The sequence below is a fragment of the Ruegeria meonggei genome (genome assembly GCF_900172215.1).
Taxonomy (GTDB): Bacteria; Pseudomonadota; Alphaproteobacteria; order Rhodobacterales; family Rhodobacteraceae; genus Ruegeria; species Ruegeria meonggei.
The window spans coordinates 78,642-92,313 of record NZ_FWFP01000002.1 but is presented as its reverse complement, the minus strand read 5'-3'; the positions used below and the strand labels follow the sequence as shown (position 1 = coordinate 92,313).

Below are 13,672 nucleotides of genomic sequence, written 5' to 3'. Positions count from 1 at the left end.
TCGGATGTGCGGGACAAAGCAGATTTTGCGAACCTAGCCGGAGTTGCGAAAAAACTGCACGATTTCTTGGGTTTAACTGCAAATCTCTTCGTATAAAGATGATCTGAAACGGCAAACACAGCTGTTAGAAGTTGGCCGGATACGTGTTCCGGTGCGCTGCTATCGCCATGTTCGCAGGTTTGTTGAACGGTTCTCGGGGACCACTCGGTTAACCAAAGGAGTGAACCAGTGCTTTGGCTTCTTCTCATCTGTCTTTTGCTCTTTATCTACATGCCGTTTGCAATGCGCAGCTGGCGCGCGCTTATTACTCTTTCCTTTGTGTACCTTATTGTAGAAATCGGCGTCCGGTTGGGTGTTGCGAATTACTCGGCAGCCGATGTGCCCAGACTTCTGGTGTCGGTGGGAAACGCTTGGATTGACTTGTTCGTCAAAGTTCTACCGGTGACTGTCATCGCTCGCGCTGCAGTACTTATGGCAAAGTCGCTTGGACTAATGGGACGAGGTCTTTTGGCGGCGAATAATATTGGAATTCTCGCCTTACCAGGAGGTATTGCGGGAATCGCAGCTCATAGGCAATGGGAGCGTCGAGCTGCACCACTGGAATGCACCAGCAGGCAAATCCCCTTAGTCTTGTCAGGAGTAACAGCAACAGCGACCTGGAGCAAAAGCGTGGTGCTACATGTTGGAAAGGACATTCGAGATAGCCGTCGCAACCTTTTTTCTCCCTCGCACCGGCGGAGAATTTGTCGAGACACCTCGAACAGTACTGAAAGCCTGCCCATTGAGGCGATCTCGCTCGGAACCCGACACTTTTCGCAAAATCGTTGTCGTGCACAAGACAACACACCCTAGGAGCAGAGCGTGTGCAAAAACTGGAATGACGATGACTGGCATCGCAAACCGCACAAGGTGATCATCTTTAACCCAAGCGGAATTCGGCTTGGCGATTTTGGCATCCCAAGAAATCCCACCAACACTGGTTTCCAATTGGGTGACAATGAACGCCTGGTTTCAGCCACCAACGAGGGCGGTGTAACTATTACAGCCGTTTGTCACGTACCCACAGATCCGGATCGCTCGCTTTACTGCAATATGCGTCGGCCCATAGTCAAAGGCATTAGCCTTTATTGGGAAGCAAATCTGCCACGAGGCAAAATCGAAGAATACTTACTTCGTACAGATGATTTCGCCAGGAGCACTTGCGCGGACCTGTTTGGCAAACACCTGTGCGAAGTTCCAACTGGGACACGCCCGTGATTTCGGTATGGAAGTTGTGTCAGCTTGGGATCAGAAGTGGATAACAGCCAGGTTTCAAGAATTGCAGGTTGCAGGCCGAATAGGCGATTGGTGTTTGCCTGCCGACCTTTAAATCTGTTCGACCTTCACGGATTCCACCGGGTAGAACGCCACATATCCCTTGATCTCAGCCACAGCCGGGATCGGAGCTTCATAGCTCCAGGCGGCGTTTTCTGTGGTCGAGGATTTGTTGACGATCGAGAAATGTGCCGCGTCACCCTTGTGCGGGCAATGGGTCACTTTGTCGGTGACGTCCAGAAACGCCATCGCGATGTCGGCGCGGGGGAAGTAGATCACCGGGTCCAGATCACCTTCCAGCAGCTCCAGTGCTCCAGTGCTTTCACCCAGAATGGCTCCACCTGAACGGACGCTCCATTTACCCGCCGCTTTGCGGATCGTGATCTCAGTCATATCTGCTCCTTCCCTCGTCTTTTTGGGCGTCTTCTGCCCGGCGTTTGTAACAGCGCGGTGTCAGATCGGCGCAGTTGCGGCATCCAACCACAGTTGCGCCTGATCGCCCAGCCGTGGTCGGATCTTTTCCGCAACGTCGCGATGATATGCGTTCAGCCAGCCGCGTTCCTGGGCTGTCATCATGTCGACCACGATCAGCCTGCGATCAATAGGGACATAGGTCAGCGTGCGCCAGGTCAACATCGCGCGTTCATCATCGCCGCCCGGCAGGCCCGGGGCCTCTTGCACCACAACAAGGTTTTCGATGCGGATGCCAAAGGCGCCCTCGCGGTAATATCCAGGCTCGTTGGACAGGATCATGCCCGGCTGCAGCGGAACATGGCTGAGCTTGGACAGGCGCTGCGGGCCTTCGTGGACACTCAGATACGCGCCGACACCATGTCCGACACCATGGTTGAAATCTTGCCCCGCGGCCCACAGCGGTTCACGCGCGATGCTTTCGATATCCCGCCCAGCCAGTCCGACGGGCCAGCGCAACATAGACAGGTTGATCATGCCTTTCAGCACGCGTGTGAAACAGGCTTTTTCCTCGGTCCCGACATCTCCGATCGCAATTGTGCGGGTGATATCTGTGGTGCCGTCCAGATATTGCCCGCCGCTATCCAGAACCAAAATGTGCCCGTTGTCCAGACGGCTGTCGGTTTCCTCGGTGACCCGGTAATGCATGATTGCACCGTTTGGTCCGGTCCCGGCGATGGTGTCAAACGAGATATCCTGAAGCGCGTTGTCTTTGCGCCGGTTGTTTTCCAGCCGGGAGACCACCTGCGTTTCGGTCAGGGTGCCGGGGGGCTGCGTATCCAGCCAACACAGTGTTTCAACCACGGCGACGGCGTCGCGCAGATGGGCTTCGGCGCTGCCGGCGATCTCAGCGGGGTTTTTGCAGGCTTTGGGCAAGGCACAAGGATCGCCACCATTCACCATCTTGCCCTGCAGCACATCCGCCACAGCCTGCGGCAGCGTGCCCAGATCAACCTGCACAGCACCGTCCAGTTCTGCCACGGCGTCCAGAAAGCTGTCTGGCTCATGAATCCGAATCTGACCTCCTAGATGATCCCCTAGATTGGTCAGCTTTTCCGGCGCCATGAACAGGTCGACACGACCGTCTGCGTGCAGAATAGCAAACCCATGCGCCACAGGATTATACCCGATATCCGAGCCGCGAATGTTCAGTAGCCACATGATCGAATCCGGCAGAGTGATCACAGCCGCCGTGTTGCCGCCGCTTTGCAGGGCCTTGGCCAGCCGGTTGATCTTGCTATCCGCAGATTCGCCCGCAAACTCAATCGGGTGGGTCTTGACCGGATTTGCCGGAGGAGACGGTTGGTCCGGCCAGACCCGATCAACCAGATTGCCACAGCGCACCAGTTCAATGCCGCTGTTCACAAGGTCTTTTTGCGCCGTCGCGATCTGGTCTGCCGCATGCAGCCAGGGATCAAAACCAACCTTGCCGCCTTTGGGCAGCTGTTCTTTCAACCACGCGCTCAAGCTGGTTTCCGGCCACGGCACCGGTGTGTATTCCGCCGCGACCTGAGCCTTGACCTGCGTGCGATACCGCCCGTCGATGAACACACCTGCCACATTCGTCAGAACCGCGCAAAACCCAGCCGATCCGGTAAAGCCAGTCAACCATGCCAAGCGCTCATCCCGAGGGGCCACGTATTCGCCCTGATGCGCATCCGCACGTGGGATCAGAAACCCATCCAGCCCTTCGTGCGCAATCTCATTGCGCAACGCGGCCAGTCGTGGCGGCCCTTGTTCCGGGCGCGCAGTCACCTCAAAGGACTGAAACATATTTTACCTCATGCAGACGGGTTTGTTACCCCAATCTTCTATTTCGGAAAACCCTCCGGCAGGAGGCAAGGCCTGTATCAGCTGGCCTTTTTCATCCCCATAACCCGCGCACGCGCCCGTGGATCGCTGTCAAACAGAGCCGCCAGTTGTTCGGTCATCGCACCCGCCAGCTGTTCCACATCCGTGATTGTTACCGCCCGGTCGTAATACCGTGTGACGTCATGGCCGATGCCGATAGCCAACAGCTCAACGATTTTACGCTTTTCGACCATCGCGATCACGTCGCGCAGGTGTTTTTCCAGGTAATTCGCGGGGTTAACGCTGAGTGTTGAATCATCAACCGGCGCGCCATCGGAAATCACCATCAGAATCTTGCGCTGCTCGCGCCGCGCCAGCATCCGCCGGTGTGCCCATTCCAACGCCTCACCGTCGATGTTTTCTTTCAGAAGGCCTTCCTTCATCATCAGGCCCAGATTGGGCCGCGCGCGCCGCCAAGGGGCATCCGCACCCTTGTAGATGATATGGCGCAGATCGTTCAGGCGACCCGGCTGTTGCGGGCGGCCATCGTTCAGCCATGCTTCGCGCGCCTGACCACCCTTCCAGGCACGGGTGGTAAAGCCCAGAATCTCGACCTTTACGTTGCAGCGCTCCAGCGTCCGCGCCAGAACATCGGCGCAGATCGCAGCGATCGAGATCGGACGCCCACGCATGGACCCCGAATTGTCCAGCAACAGCGTTACGACGGTGTCGCGGAACTCGGTATCCTTTTCGACCTTGAAACTCAGCGGTGTGGTCGGGTTGGCCACCACGCGGGCCAGACGACCTGCATCCAGAATGCCTTCTTCGCGGTCGAACTCCCAACTGCGGTTCTGCTGGGCCTGCAGGCGGCGTTGCAGTTTGTTGGCCAGACGGCTGACCGCGCCTTTCAGCGGATCAAGCTGCTGGTCCAGATAGGCGCGCAGGCGTTCCAGTTCCGCAGGCTCGGCCAAATCTTCGGCCGCAATCTCTTCGTCATGCGTGTTCAGATATACTTTGTAGTCCGGATCGGCCTCGGACGCGGGTGGAGGGGCAGGGGGTTCCAACGGAGCCTCGCCCTCGGGCATTTCGGCCTCATCGCCCATTTCCTCATCAGCCATCTCATCCATCGAGACCTGGGCCTGCGACTGATCCTGTTGCTCTTCCTGAGTCTGCTCGGGCGTAGCGTCGGCGTCCTGATCTTCCTGATCATCCTGGCCTGTACTTTCGGGATCGGGCTGTTCTTCGGCGTCGTCTTCGGCCTGATCTTCCTGATCTTCGTCCAGCTCATCCGGGTCATCACCCAGCTGGTCGCCATAGCCCAGATCCTTGATCATCTGACGGGCGAACCTGGCGAACTCAGCCTGGTCCGAGAGGATGTCATCAAGATTTTCAAGCGTCCCGCCAGCCTGTTCCTCGATGAAGCCACGCCACAGGTTCATGATATTCTCGGCCGCAGGCGGCAAGTCGCGCCCTGTGGCCAGATGCCGGATCAGATAGCCGGCGGCCACCGACAGGGGCGCATCGGCAGGCTGTTTGCATTGGTCATAACCCCGACGCAGGGCCTCGTGCCCGATTTTGACGTCGATGTTCGACGCGGTGCCCGGCATATCGCGCGCGCCCATCGCCTCACACCGGGCAACTTCCATCGCTTCGTACAAATCCCGCGCTATATCGCCGGGGGGTGCATAACGCGCATGGGTCGCATCGTCATGATATCGGCGCTGCAAGGCCAAGGCATCCGCGGTTCCGCGTGCCAAAAGAACCTCTTCGCGGGTCATCCGGCGAGAAACCTGCGGCAGACGCATCGACTCGCCCGTCATCCCCGACGGATCGACCGTATATGAGACGTTCAGCTCAGGATCGTCGGCCATGACCTTAGTGGCCTCGGCCAGGGCCTTCTTGAACGGATCAGCGGGATTATCGTTTGGTTTGCTCATCGGTGGCAGGTCCGGTCTTGTTCTGTTTCGGCAACCTAGAACCATTCACAGACCTTGGCCATAGGGCCAACCCTGATTTCCTTCAATTCCAGAGTGCTGCAGGACGACAACCGTATCAACGGACATTGGGTTACGCACAAGCGAACTGGGGCCTTGTGCGGGTTGCAGGTGGCCCTGCTTCAATCAGTACTCACTGGTGAGACATAGCCGTAGATTTCGCAGTAGTTTTCAAGAAGGTCTTTTGCGTCTTGCCCGAGTTGAGCCCATTCATCAGCAGAAACTTCGGGCTTATTGTAGTGCACACCTTTGTAAAGTTTGTCGGCGTTTTTTGGTTTCAAATCCTGCGTTTGACTGCTGACGTCGAACCCTTTGCTTTGCACAAAACCGATCAGCGATTCGGCGTCATGCTCGATGCGGCAAACAAAATCCGGACCCTGTCCACGAATTATTTCTGCCCAAAGACACAAGGATACGATTGCGCGTTCCATGCCGGGATTGAAATCGTCCAAATCGCGCCCGGTTTGTTCCAAAATATGCGCGCGCCGAAAATTATAAGACGCGGGCGCATGTTCGTTTTCACGGATAATCGACGGGATTGCCGTCGCGGGATCGCGGACAGTCTGTATCATATAGGTCCAATGCAGGGCGCGCCGCGTTTTGGCGACGTCATCTCGGGCCCAGGGGCTGTCCGGCGCGTCAACGGCAAACATCCAAGAGCTAATGCCATCCGCCCCACATTTTTCGTGACCGACATCCAGCCCAGCCTGCGTCAGTAGATCGGCGACAAAAGTTGTGCCGGTTCTTGGGTGGCCAACACACAGAAAGGGGCGGCTAAACATCCGTTTGATATGCCGGCTCAGGCGGGCCGTTTGCGCGTCAAGTTGCTGGGTGTCGCCCTGCGTTTTTAGATGGACCAGGTATTTTTCCTTGGGGTGGATATGCGATTCCAACGTGCCTTGATTCCACGACAAGTCTGAAGCGATTGTTGGATAGATGGTGACACCGTTCCGACCTTCGGCCATCTCGAGATGGAAATACCCGTCAGAGGTGGTTGAACCCCCCTGAAAACGCTCGACAGCCTTTCGTGCAAAGGCCGGAGTTATTGCAAAGCAGCAATTGGACATTCGTGGGTTATGATCAAACGACAGGTTCTCCAGATCCGTGTCGCGGACCTTGGGCGCTCCGAACCGCAGGAGCATCGGCTGATCGGTCGAAAAATTGATCTCGTTTTTTTTGATCCGGCGTTTGAGCTGCTTGAGAATTTCTGGTGCCCAGGCTTGCAGCCAGACATCGTCTTCCACGATCAGCGTGTTTTTCCCGCTGTCAGCGACTTTTTTGCAGATATCAAGGTAGCTTGCGAAATTTGCGACCTGCGCGGGAATAAGCACATTGTTTTTGCAGTCGCATTGCACCTGGCCGCACCGAAAACAGGGCGGGAAAGGACGCAACCAGCCCACGGTCGTACAGCGACCGCACCTGCGGGTGATCCGGGGCGAAGGCGTCGTGGACCTCGAAGTCTGTAATTCCGAACTCGGCCAAATGCCCCGGAAGCCGGTTGCGCCGTCCGTCTGCATCAGGAAGGCTAAGAACAATTATTTTCCCGACCAGGCCGTCAAAAATCCCCAGACCTTTGCGGCGACGCCAGGAAAACAAGCCTTTCATCGCTTCTTACCCCAAGCTCACACTCGCCGCGCTTTCCGGCAGTTCCTCGTCAAAGCACCGCTGATAGAACTCGGCCACGGTCTGGCGCTCCAGCTCGTCACATTTGTTCAGGAAGGACAGACGGAAGGCATAGCCTACGTCGCGGAAAATCTCGACGTTTTGCGCCCAGTTGATCACGGTCCGCGGGCTCATCACGGTGGACAGATCGCCGTTCATGAAGGCAGTCCGCGTCAGGTCGGCAACAGTGACCATCTGGCTGACGGTCTTGCGGCCCTCGGACGTGTTGTACAAAGGCGCTTTGGACAGGACGATCATCGTCTCGGCATCGTGGCTCAGGTAGTTGAGCGTCGAGACCAAGGACCAACGGTCCATCTGCGCCTGGTTGATCTGCTGCGTGCCGTGATACAGGCCTGTCGTGTCACCCAGGCCAACAGTGTTGGCAGTGGCGAACAGGCGGAAGTTCGGGTTGGGTGTGATAATCTCGTTCTGGTCCAGCAGGGTCAGCTTGCCATCATGCTCCAGAACCCGCTGGATCACGAACATTACGTCTGCACGGCCCGCATCATATTCGTCGAAGACAATGGCAACTGGGTTGCGCAGGGCCCAGGGCAGGATGCCCTCGTGGAATTCGGTAACCTGTTTGCCATCGCGCAGTTTGATCGCGTCCTTGCCGATCAGGTCGATCCGGCTGATGTGGCTGTCAAGATTCACACGCACAGCGGGCCAGTTCAGACGGGCTGCAACCTGTTCGATATGGGTCGATTTGCCTGTGCCGTGATAGCCCTGGATCATCACCCGGCGGTTGTGGGTAAAGCCCGCCAGAATCGCCAGCGTGGTCTCGGGGTCGAACTTGTAGGTTGGATCGATCACCGGCACCCGGTCGCTGCGCTCGGCAAAGCCCTTGACGGCCATGTCGCTGTCAACTCCGAATACTTCACGGACCGAGATCTCTTCGGTGGGTTTTGCGTTGATATCAATCGATCCGTCAGCCATGCGCCTTGTCCTTATCCTTTGGCCCGTCCAGCGGGTTTGAACCCGTGTGTGGTGCAACATATTGCGGACAAGGGCAAGGGGAAGAGGCGCGTCTAAAAAGCTGACGGGGTGTTTCTTTGAAACTGGTCATATTGATAGATTTAAAGAACGGCTGATCTACTCAGACCCTGCATTTACTAGGAATGCAGTGTCCCTCGTCTTAGAAGGCCGCTTTGCGGACAAAGCGGACCTCCGTGCCTTTTACCAGAAAGTCAGCTTTCGTTTCGACCGGTCAGGGCAGCTGTAACGTATTTCCGCACGCATCGAAGTCAAATGTTCTCACACTATTGTACGTTTGGAACGGGTAGGACTCTGGCTCTGTGTTTCCGATGACGCGGAAAGTTGTCGCAACTCGAACAGAACCGTGATAATTTAGCCGCTTTACCAAGTCGGGCGGTATTGCCTCCAAAAGCGTCTCCGCCGTAGTAATTCGACAACAATCGGGATTTGCTGCTAGGTACTCCGTTCTGGTTGGATATGGTGCGGTGCGAAGCCCAATTGTGGGGCCTACCTCGCGCGTAATTGAGACACTACCCGGCTCGTTCCCAATCATTTCAGATATCGCCAACTCGATCAGTGCATCATCAGAAAGGCCTGCGCATTCTTTGGATTTGCCGCCAATATCAGCAAAAACAGCCAGACTCGAAAGAACATTGGCCGAAAAACACAGACCGAATAGTGACCATTTGGTATGCGATGTTCTACGTTTCAGTTGCATATCTTTGTTCCAGCTAAAGTGAAGCGGCATTTAGCGTGTCACGTCTAAAAGTAATAGTCCGCCGGAACGCGTCTTAGAAGCTGACGTGCATAAAAGGTGCGGCATCGGTCGCTATGGGCTCAAAGCTGCCGAGTGCGCCTTTCGTATCGCAATTCGCCCATATCTTTGGCAAATCACTCTTTATGCCGAACAAAATCAAAACTCTGATGAATCAGCCCTTCGACGGCCAGCTCATTTAAAATTCCGGCTGTCCTTGATCTGATCCCAGGCCCAGACGACCTCTTGCAGCTGCTCTTCCTGGCTGCGGTCGCCGCCGTTCATGTCAGGGTGCAGCACCTTGATCAGCTTCTTATAGGCCTTGCGAACGTCAGCTTTGGACCAATTGTCCTTGGCCTCCAGAATTTCGATCGCGCGGCGCTCGGTCGGGGGCAGGCGACGGCCGCCGCTGCCGGTGGCATTGCGGCCCGGATTTTTGGTGGCGTTCTCGCCCAGAACCTGATGCGGGTCCTCGATGCCCAGACGAGCCCAGGCGCGCGCCTCAGGGTCGCCCATGGGCTTGGTCTCACGTTCCCACACTTTGTCTTTTGAACGTTGTGCGTTCAGTTCAGCCTCGGTCGTGCCGTCGAAAAAGTTCCATTTCTGGTTATATTCCCGCACGTGCTGCTGGCAGAACCAAAAGAAATCATCCAGAACGTCCGGCGCTTTGGGCGCACGGAACTTGCCGGCCTCTTCACAGCCCTCATGGTCGCAGATTCGCACCGAGGTCTCAGACGCGCCCGACATGCCCCGACGCCCACGCGGGTTTTTCTTTTTGGAAGTGGAAACGGACATATCGAATCCGAAGGGGTCTGATTTCGTCATGGTCTGATCCTTACGAACGCATCTTTTCGACTCGGAGGCAGCAGTTTAGTCTAAGCAGCCGAAAGTAGAAGAGGGGGGCGGCAAATATTTTGTCGCTGAGCGTAAAAATGACTGTGACCGATGAAATTCAAACCCGCCTTCAGGCGGCCTTTGACCCGCATGAGCTTGAGGTGGTCGATGACAGCGAAAGCCATCGGGGCCATGCGGGCTTTCAGGAGGGTGGTGAGAGCCATTTTAACGTGCGTATCCGGGCCACTGCCTTTGAGGGTCAATCCCGCGTCGCCCGCCACCGCGCCGTTCACAAGGCATTGGGCGACATCGTGCCACGCATCCACGCACTGGCCTTGGATATCGGCGCTTAAACGCTGGAACGATGCCGTTCAGCCTCTCTGGTGCAGGGCAATTCCGCCCTGCGGGGCTTACGTCTTGTTGGCCGGGGCTTCGTCGTCTGCCTCTGACTCAACTTCGGTGCCTTTCAGCGACAAGGGGGGATCCATGGCCTCTTGCGCAATTGGTGCGGGTGCGGCCACGGTTTCCGGCCCTGTGATCGGTTGCGCCAAGGCTGCCGCTTCGGGTGCGCTGCGCGCCGAGGTATGAGTCACCTCAAGCTCGCGGCGGAACACCAGCACGTTGCGCCAGTTCACGGTTGAGCTGGTCAGGCCTGCGCGTTCCTCGCTGGGTAGCAACTCGGCACGTTGGTATTCCCAGCCGTCCTGTGCCATTTGGTTCAGGACCTGTTCGATGGATGCCGCGAACCGCCCTTCGGCCGTTTTCACGCCCTTGGCTTTGGCGCTTTTTTGCGGGGCGGGGACGACTTTGTATTCATAGCGCTGCATCAGTGTTTCCTGCTTGCCGGGTGTTGGCAATCTAACATGTTGGTGATTTTGGGAAAGTCATCATCGCGCCCGCTTGGAAATCTGCTGCACATGTTGCGTGATCCCCGCGCACAATCCGTAAAGCCCGAAGCAAGAACGGCAGAGTTTTTTGAAACCCCGCCGCCGATGACACTCAATTCGCTTGGTTTATGAACCCAGCTTTTTGCTGACCAGTTCGTTTACGGCCTTCGGGTTGGCTTTGCCGCCGGTCGCCTTCATCACCTGACCCACGAACCAACCGGCCAGTTTTGGGTTGACCTTGGCTTTTTCAACCTGTGCGGGGTTGGCTGCGATGATCTCGTCCAACGCGGTCTCGATTGCGCCGGTGTCGGTCACTTGTTTCATGCCGCGCTGTTCGACGATCTGTGCCGGGTCGCCACCTTCGGTGTAGATAATCTCGAACAGGTCTTTGGCGATCTTGCCCGAGATGGCGTCCGACGCGATAAGGTCGATGATCCCACCCAACTGCGCAGGCGAAACCGGCGAGGCGGTGATGTCGTGGTCTTCTTTCTTCAGGCGACCGAATAGCTCGTTGATGACCCAGTTCGCTGCCAGTTTACCGTTGCGGCCTTTGGCGACCTCTTCGAAATAGGCAGCCGACTCTACTTCGGCCGTCAGAACCGACGCATCGTAATCCGTCAGACCGAAGGTGACAATAAAACGCGCCTTTTTGGCATCCGGTAGTTCTGGAAGCCTAGCTGCGATGTCATCAACCCACGCCTGTTCAATCTCCAGGGGCAGCAGGTCAGGGTCGGGGAAATAGCGGTAATCATGCGCTTCTTCCTTTGACCGCATCGAGCGTGTCTCACCCTTGTCCGGATCATACAGGCGGGTTTCCTGATCGACAGTACCGCCACCTTCGACGATGGCAATCTGACGCCGGGCCTCGACCTCGATCGCTTGCTGGATAAAGCGCATCGAGTTCATGTTCTTGATCTCGCAACGCGTACCCAGATGCGAGAAGTCCTGCGTTTCCTGATACTTTTCATAGGCACCGGGCAAGCAGATCGAAACATTGACGTCCGCCCGCAAGTTGCCGTTTTGCATGTTGCCATCGCAGGTGCCCAAATAACGCAGAATCTGGCGCATCTTGGCTATGTAGGCTGCCGCCTCTTCGGGGCCGCGAATATCGGGGCGGCTGACGATCTCCATCAGGCAAACACCGGTCCGGTTCAGGTCGACAAAGGACATATGCGGGTCCATGTCATGGATCGATTTGCCTGCGTCCTGTTCCATGTGGATGCGTTCAATTCGCACCATGCGCGCAGTGCCGTCGCCCATTTCCACCAGCACTTCACCTTCGCCTACGATAGGCTGGTACAGCTGGGAAATCTGATAGCCCTGCGGCAGGTCGGGATAGAAATAGTTCTTGCGGTCAAAGGCTGATTTCAGGTTGATATCCGCCTTCAGGCCCAGACCGGTTCGTACCGCCTGTTCAACGCAGTATTCGTTGATCACCGGCAGCATGCCGGGCATCGCCGCGTCCACGAATGCCACGTTCGAGTTCGGCTCGGCCCCGAATTGGGTCGATGCGCCCGAGAACAGCTTGGCATTGGACGAGACCTGCGCATGCACCTCCATCCCGATTACCAGTTCCCAGTCGTGCTTGGCCCCGGCAATGGTTTTGGGTTTGGGCATTTCGTAAGTCAGGTCGAGCATGGCGCGCCTCATTTCCGCAGAAGTCTAAGCCTGCGTATTAGGCCCGGCAGGGACTAGGGGCAAGGGGGAATCAGTTCTCGGACAGGCGCAGACCAGACGGGGTAAAGGTCACATCCGTGCCGCTGCGAAGCTCTTCGCGGAACAAATCGCCAATGGCCCGCAAAGCACAGCGTTGACCGCGTGCGGCAAACCGCTCGGGCGAGTTGATGCGGGCAGAGTTGTTGAATCCATTTGCTGCATGCGCCCAGATCAGCGGGTGCAGCTCGGTCAGGTGGTCACGGATCAGCCAGTTCGCGGCCTCGTGAATTTGCACCCGCACCAGATCGGCCTGTTCGTTCAGTCCAAGCCCGTTCTGGATTGTGGTGGCACAATATGCCGACAACATGTTCACGGTCTGCTGATCGGGACGGCGGTGCAGGATTTCATGCAGGCCTTCCAGAAAATACTCGACATCCAAGCGCGCGCAGGCTTCTTCGTCCAGTGCAATGGCGTCGAACTGAACCCACGTATAACCGCCAGCGCCCCAGATATCACGGGTCCGGGCGGCATTGCGCAGGGCCTGTACCTCAAGCTCTTCGTAGCTGCCAAACCACCGTGGCAGCAAGTGGGTTCCCATCGCACGCATGTGGCGCTGATTGTTTGGGTCCAGCGTGATCAGCTTTTCGTATTCATCAGCAACGCGTATGTTCGATTTGCGCTGCCCTGCGATCAGGGCGCAATTTGTTGCGGCAACCAAAGGGCTGTCTGGCGCAGCCTTTCGGCATTTCGGCAAAAGCGCAGCGGCTCGATCAAAATGGGCTGCACAACGTGATCTGTGCAGCGGTGGCAAAGTCGCATCCGTTGCGGTTCCACGCCACGCCCAGGCAAGATCGATATGGGCAAGCGCCACCACAAGAGTAACCATCGGATCATTGGGATAAGCGCACATTTCGTCTTCAAGCTCAGAAATACCGCCCAACAGGTCGTACTCTGACAAGGCTTGCCCATCTGACAGCGCATGCTCGACCGCCAAAACGACGTCTGACCGCGCACCAAAGGCCAGCAGATCGGCGATTGGCATGCCGTCGGGTGCGGTCTCTCGTGCAGTGTCAGCGACCCGCATTTGCCGCGAAAGCTCGGCCCAGCGGTCTTGCCTGGCCAGCATGCGCCCGCGTTCGATCATGTCCCGACTGACCATGTCATCAGAGCCGATGGAGGCAAGAGGGATGTTCAGCTGACCCTGCTCTGGCAACGCAGCAGCAACGGCAGCATCAGCCGCGATAGGTCGGGAAGAAGAAGATCGGGCAGAACGCGCCCTTATGAACCGGAACATGGTAAAACTCGAAAATGTAAAAAAACACGAAACTTGACTT

At 56.9% G+C, this 13,672-nt stretch carries 13 protein-coding genes; 2 read left to right on the top strand and 11 right to left on the bottom strand.

Annotated features, from left to right (window positions below):
• Window positions 1-228 precede the first annotated feature (228 nt).
• Entirely contained in the window at window positions 229-852 is a 624-nt protein-coding gene (locus tag RUM8411_RS22435) for a hypothetical protein (protein ID WP_143534812.1), read from the top strand.
• Window positions 853-1,365: 513 nt separating this feature from the next.
• Here the strand turns inward: RUM8411_RS22435 and RUM8411_RS03125 are convergent.
• The 8 genes from RUM8411_RS03125 to RUM8411_RS03095 all read right to left on the bottom strand — a co-directional run bounded on the left by RUM8411_RS03125 (window position 1,366) and on the right by RUM8411_RS03095 (window position 9,786).
• The gene (locus tag RUM8411_RS03125) at window positions 1,366-1,707 is read right to left on the bottom strand and encodes a DUF427 domain-containing protein (protein WP_085821193.1); all 342 of its coding nucleotides are present in this window, start codon (window positions 1,705-1,707) and stop codon (window positions 1,366-1,368) included.
• Between the two features lie 60 nt (window positions 1,708-1,767).
• Window positions 1,768-3,558 (bottom strand): aminopeptidase P family protein, encoded by a 1,791-nt coding sequence (locus RUM8411_RS03120; protein ID WP_085821192.1) that lies wholly within the window; start codon window positions 3,556-3,558, stop codon window positions 1,768-1,770.
• 77 nt (window positions 3,559-3,635) lie between these two features.
• Window positions 3,636-5,513: a cobaltochelatase subunit CobT gene (cobT, locus tag RUM8411_RS03115; protein WP_085821191.1), complete on the bottom strand. Its 1,878-nt coding sequence runs from the start codon at window positions 5,511-5,513 to the stop codon at window positions 3,636-3,638.
• 179 nt (window positions 5,514-5,692) lie between these two features.
• Window positions 5,693-6,814, bottom strand: coding sequence for a hypothetical protein (locus RUM8411_RS03110; RefSeq protein ID WP_143534811.1), 1,122 nt, complete (start codon window positions 6,812-6,814; stop codon window positions 5,693-5,695).
• Window positions 6,815-6,857: 43 nt separating this feature from the next.
• Window positions 6,858-7,175: a hypothetical protein gene (locus RUM8411_RS03105; RefSeq protein ID WP_085821189.1), complete on the bottom strand. Its 318-nt coding sequence runs from the start codon at window positions 7,173-7,175 to the stop codon at window positions 6,858-6,860.
• Window positions 7,176-7,181: 6 nt separating this feature from the next.
• A complete protein-coding gene (gene cobS, locus RUM8411_RS03100; RefSeq protein ID WP_085821188.1) occupies window positions 7,182-8,168 on the bottom strand; it encodes a cobaltochelatase subunit CobS in 987 nt (328 codons plus the stop codon).
• Between the two features lie 271 nt (window positions 8,169-8,439).
• Entirely contained in the window at window positions 8,440-8,925 is a 486-nt protein-coding gene (locus tag RUM8411_RS22430) for a hypothetical protein (RefSeq protein WP_143534810.1), read from the bottom strand.
• A gap of 231 nt (window positions 8,926-9,156) precedes the next feature.
• A complete protein-coding gene (locus tag RUM8411_RS03095) occupies window positions 9,157-9,786 on the bottom strand; it encodes a DnaJ domain-containing protein (RefSeq protein ID WP_085821187.1) in 630 nt (209 codons plus the stop codon).
• Between the two features lie 107 nt (window positions 9,787-9,893).
• Between RUM8411_RS03095 and RUM8411_RS03090 the strand changes: the two genes are divergently transcribed.
• Window positions 9,894-10,148, top strand: coding sequence for a BolA family protein (locus RUM8411_RS03090; protein ID WP_085821186.1), 255 nt, complete (start codon window positions 9,894-9,896; stop codon window positions 10,146-10,148).
• A gap of 57 nt (window positions 10,149-10,205) precedes the next feature.
• On the opposite strand, the gene RUM8411_RS03085 is transcribed toward RUM8411_RS03090, so the two are convergent.
• The 3 genes from RUM8411_RS03085 to RUM8411_RS03075 all read right to left on the bottom strand — a co-directional run bounded on the left by RUM8411_RS03085 (window position 10,206) and on the right by RUM8411_RS03075 (window position 13,632).
• A complete protein-coding gene (locus tag RUM8411_RS03085; protein ID WP_085821185.1) occupies window positions 10,206-10,622 on the bottom strand; it encodes a DUF4177 domain-containing protein in 417 nt (138 codons plus the stop codon).
• A 186-nt stretch (window positions 10,623-10,808) separates the two neighbouring features.
• Window positions 10,809-12,320: an Asp-tRNA(Asn)/Glu-tRNA(Gln) amidotransferase subunit GatB gene (gene gatB, locus RUM8411_RS03080; protein ID WP_085821184.1), complete on the bottom strand. Its 1,512-nt coding sequence runs from the start codon at window positions 12,318-12,320 to the stop codon at window positions 10,809-10,811.
• A gap of 70 nt (window positions 12,321-12,390) precedes the next feature.
• Window positions 12,391-13,632 (bottom strand): hypothetical protein, encoded by a 1,242-nt coding sequence (locus tag RUM8411_RS03075; RefSeq protein WP_085821183.1) that lies wholly within the window; start codon window positions 13,630-13,632, stop codon window positions 12,391-12,393.
• Window positions 13,633-13,672 lie beyond the last annotated feature (40 nt).

Excerpts from the sequence above, each read along its gene's own strand:
- RUM8411_RS03105 (WP_085821189.1), bottom strand. The coding sequence starts at position 7,175 with ATGAAAGGCTTGTTTTCCTGGCGTCGCCGCAAAGGTCTGGGGATTTTT.
- RUM8411_RS03095 (WP_085821187.1), bottom strand. The coding sequence starts at position 9,786 with ATGACGAAATCAGACCCCTTCGGATTCGATATGTCCGTTTCCACTTCC.
- RUM8411_RS03125 (WP_085821193.1), bottom strand. The coding sequence starts at position 1,707 with ATGACTGAGATCACGATCCGCAAAGCGGCGGGTAAATGGAGCGTCCGT.
- gatB (WP_085821184.1), bottom strand. The coding sequence starts at position 12,320 with ATGCTCGACCTGACTTACGAAATGCCCAAACCCAAAACCATTGCCGGG.
- RUM8411_RS03120 (WP_085821192.1), bottom strand. The coding sequence starts at position 3,558 with ATGTTTCAGTCCTTTGAGGTGACTGCGCGCCCGGAACAAGGGCCGCCA.
- RUM8411_RS22430 (WP_143534810.1), bottom strand. The coding sequence starts at position 8,925 with ATGCAACTGAAACGTAGAACATCGCATACCAAATGGTCACTATTCGGT.
- cobT (WP_085821191.1), bottom strand. The coding sequence starts at position 5,513 with ATGAGCAAACCAAACGATAATCCCGCTGATCCGTTCAAGAAGGCCCTG.
- cobS (WP_085821188.1), bottom strand. The coding sequence starts at position 8,168 with ATGGCTGACGGATCGATTGATATCAACGCAAAACCCACCGAAGAGATC.
- RUM8411_RS03075 (WP_085821183.1), bottom strand. The coding sequence starts at position 13,632 with ATGTTCCGGTTCATAAGGGCGCGTTCTGCCCGATCTTCTTCTTCCCGA.
- RUM8411_RS03090 (WP_085821186.1), top strand. The coding sequence starts at position 9,894 with ATGACTGTGACCGATGAAATTCAAACCCGCCTTCAGGCGGCCTTTGAC.
- RUM8411_RS03085 (WP_085821185.1), bottom strand. The coding sequence starts at position 10,622 with ATGCAGCGCTATGAATACAAAGTCGTCCCCGCCCCGCAAAAAAGCGCC.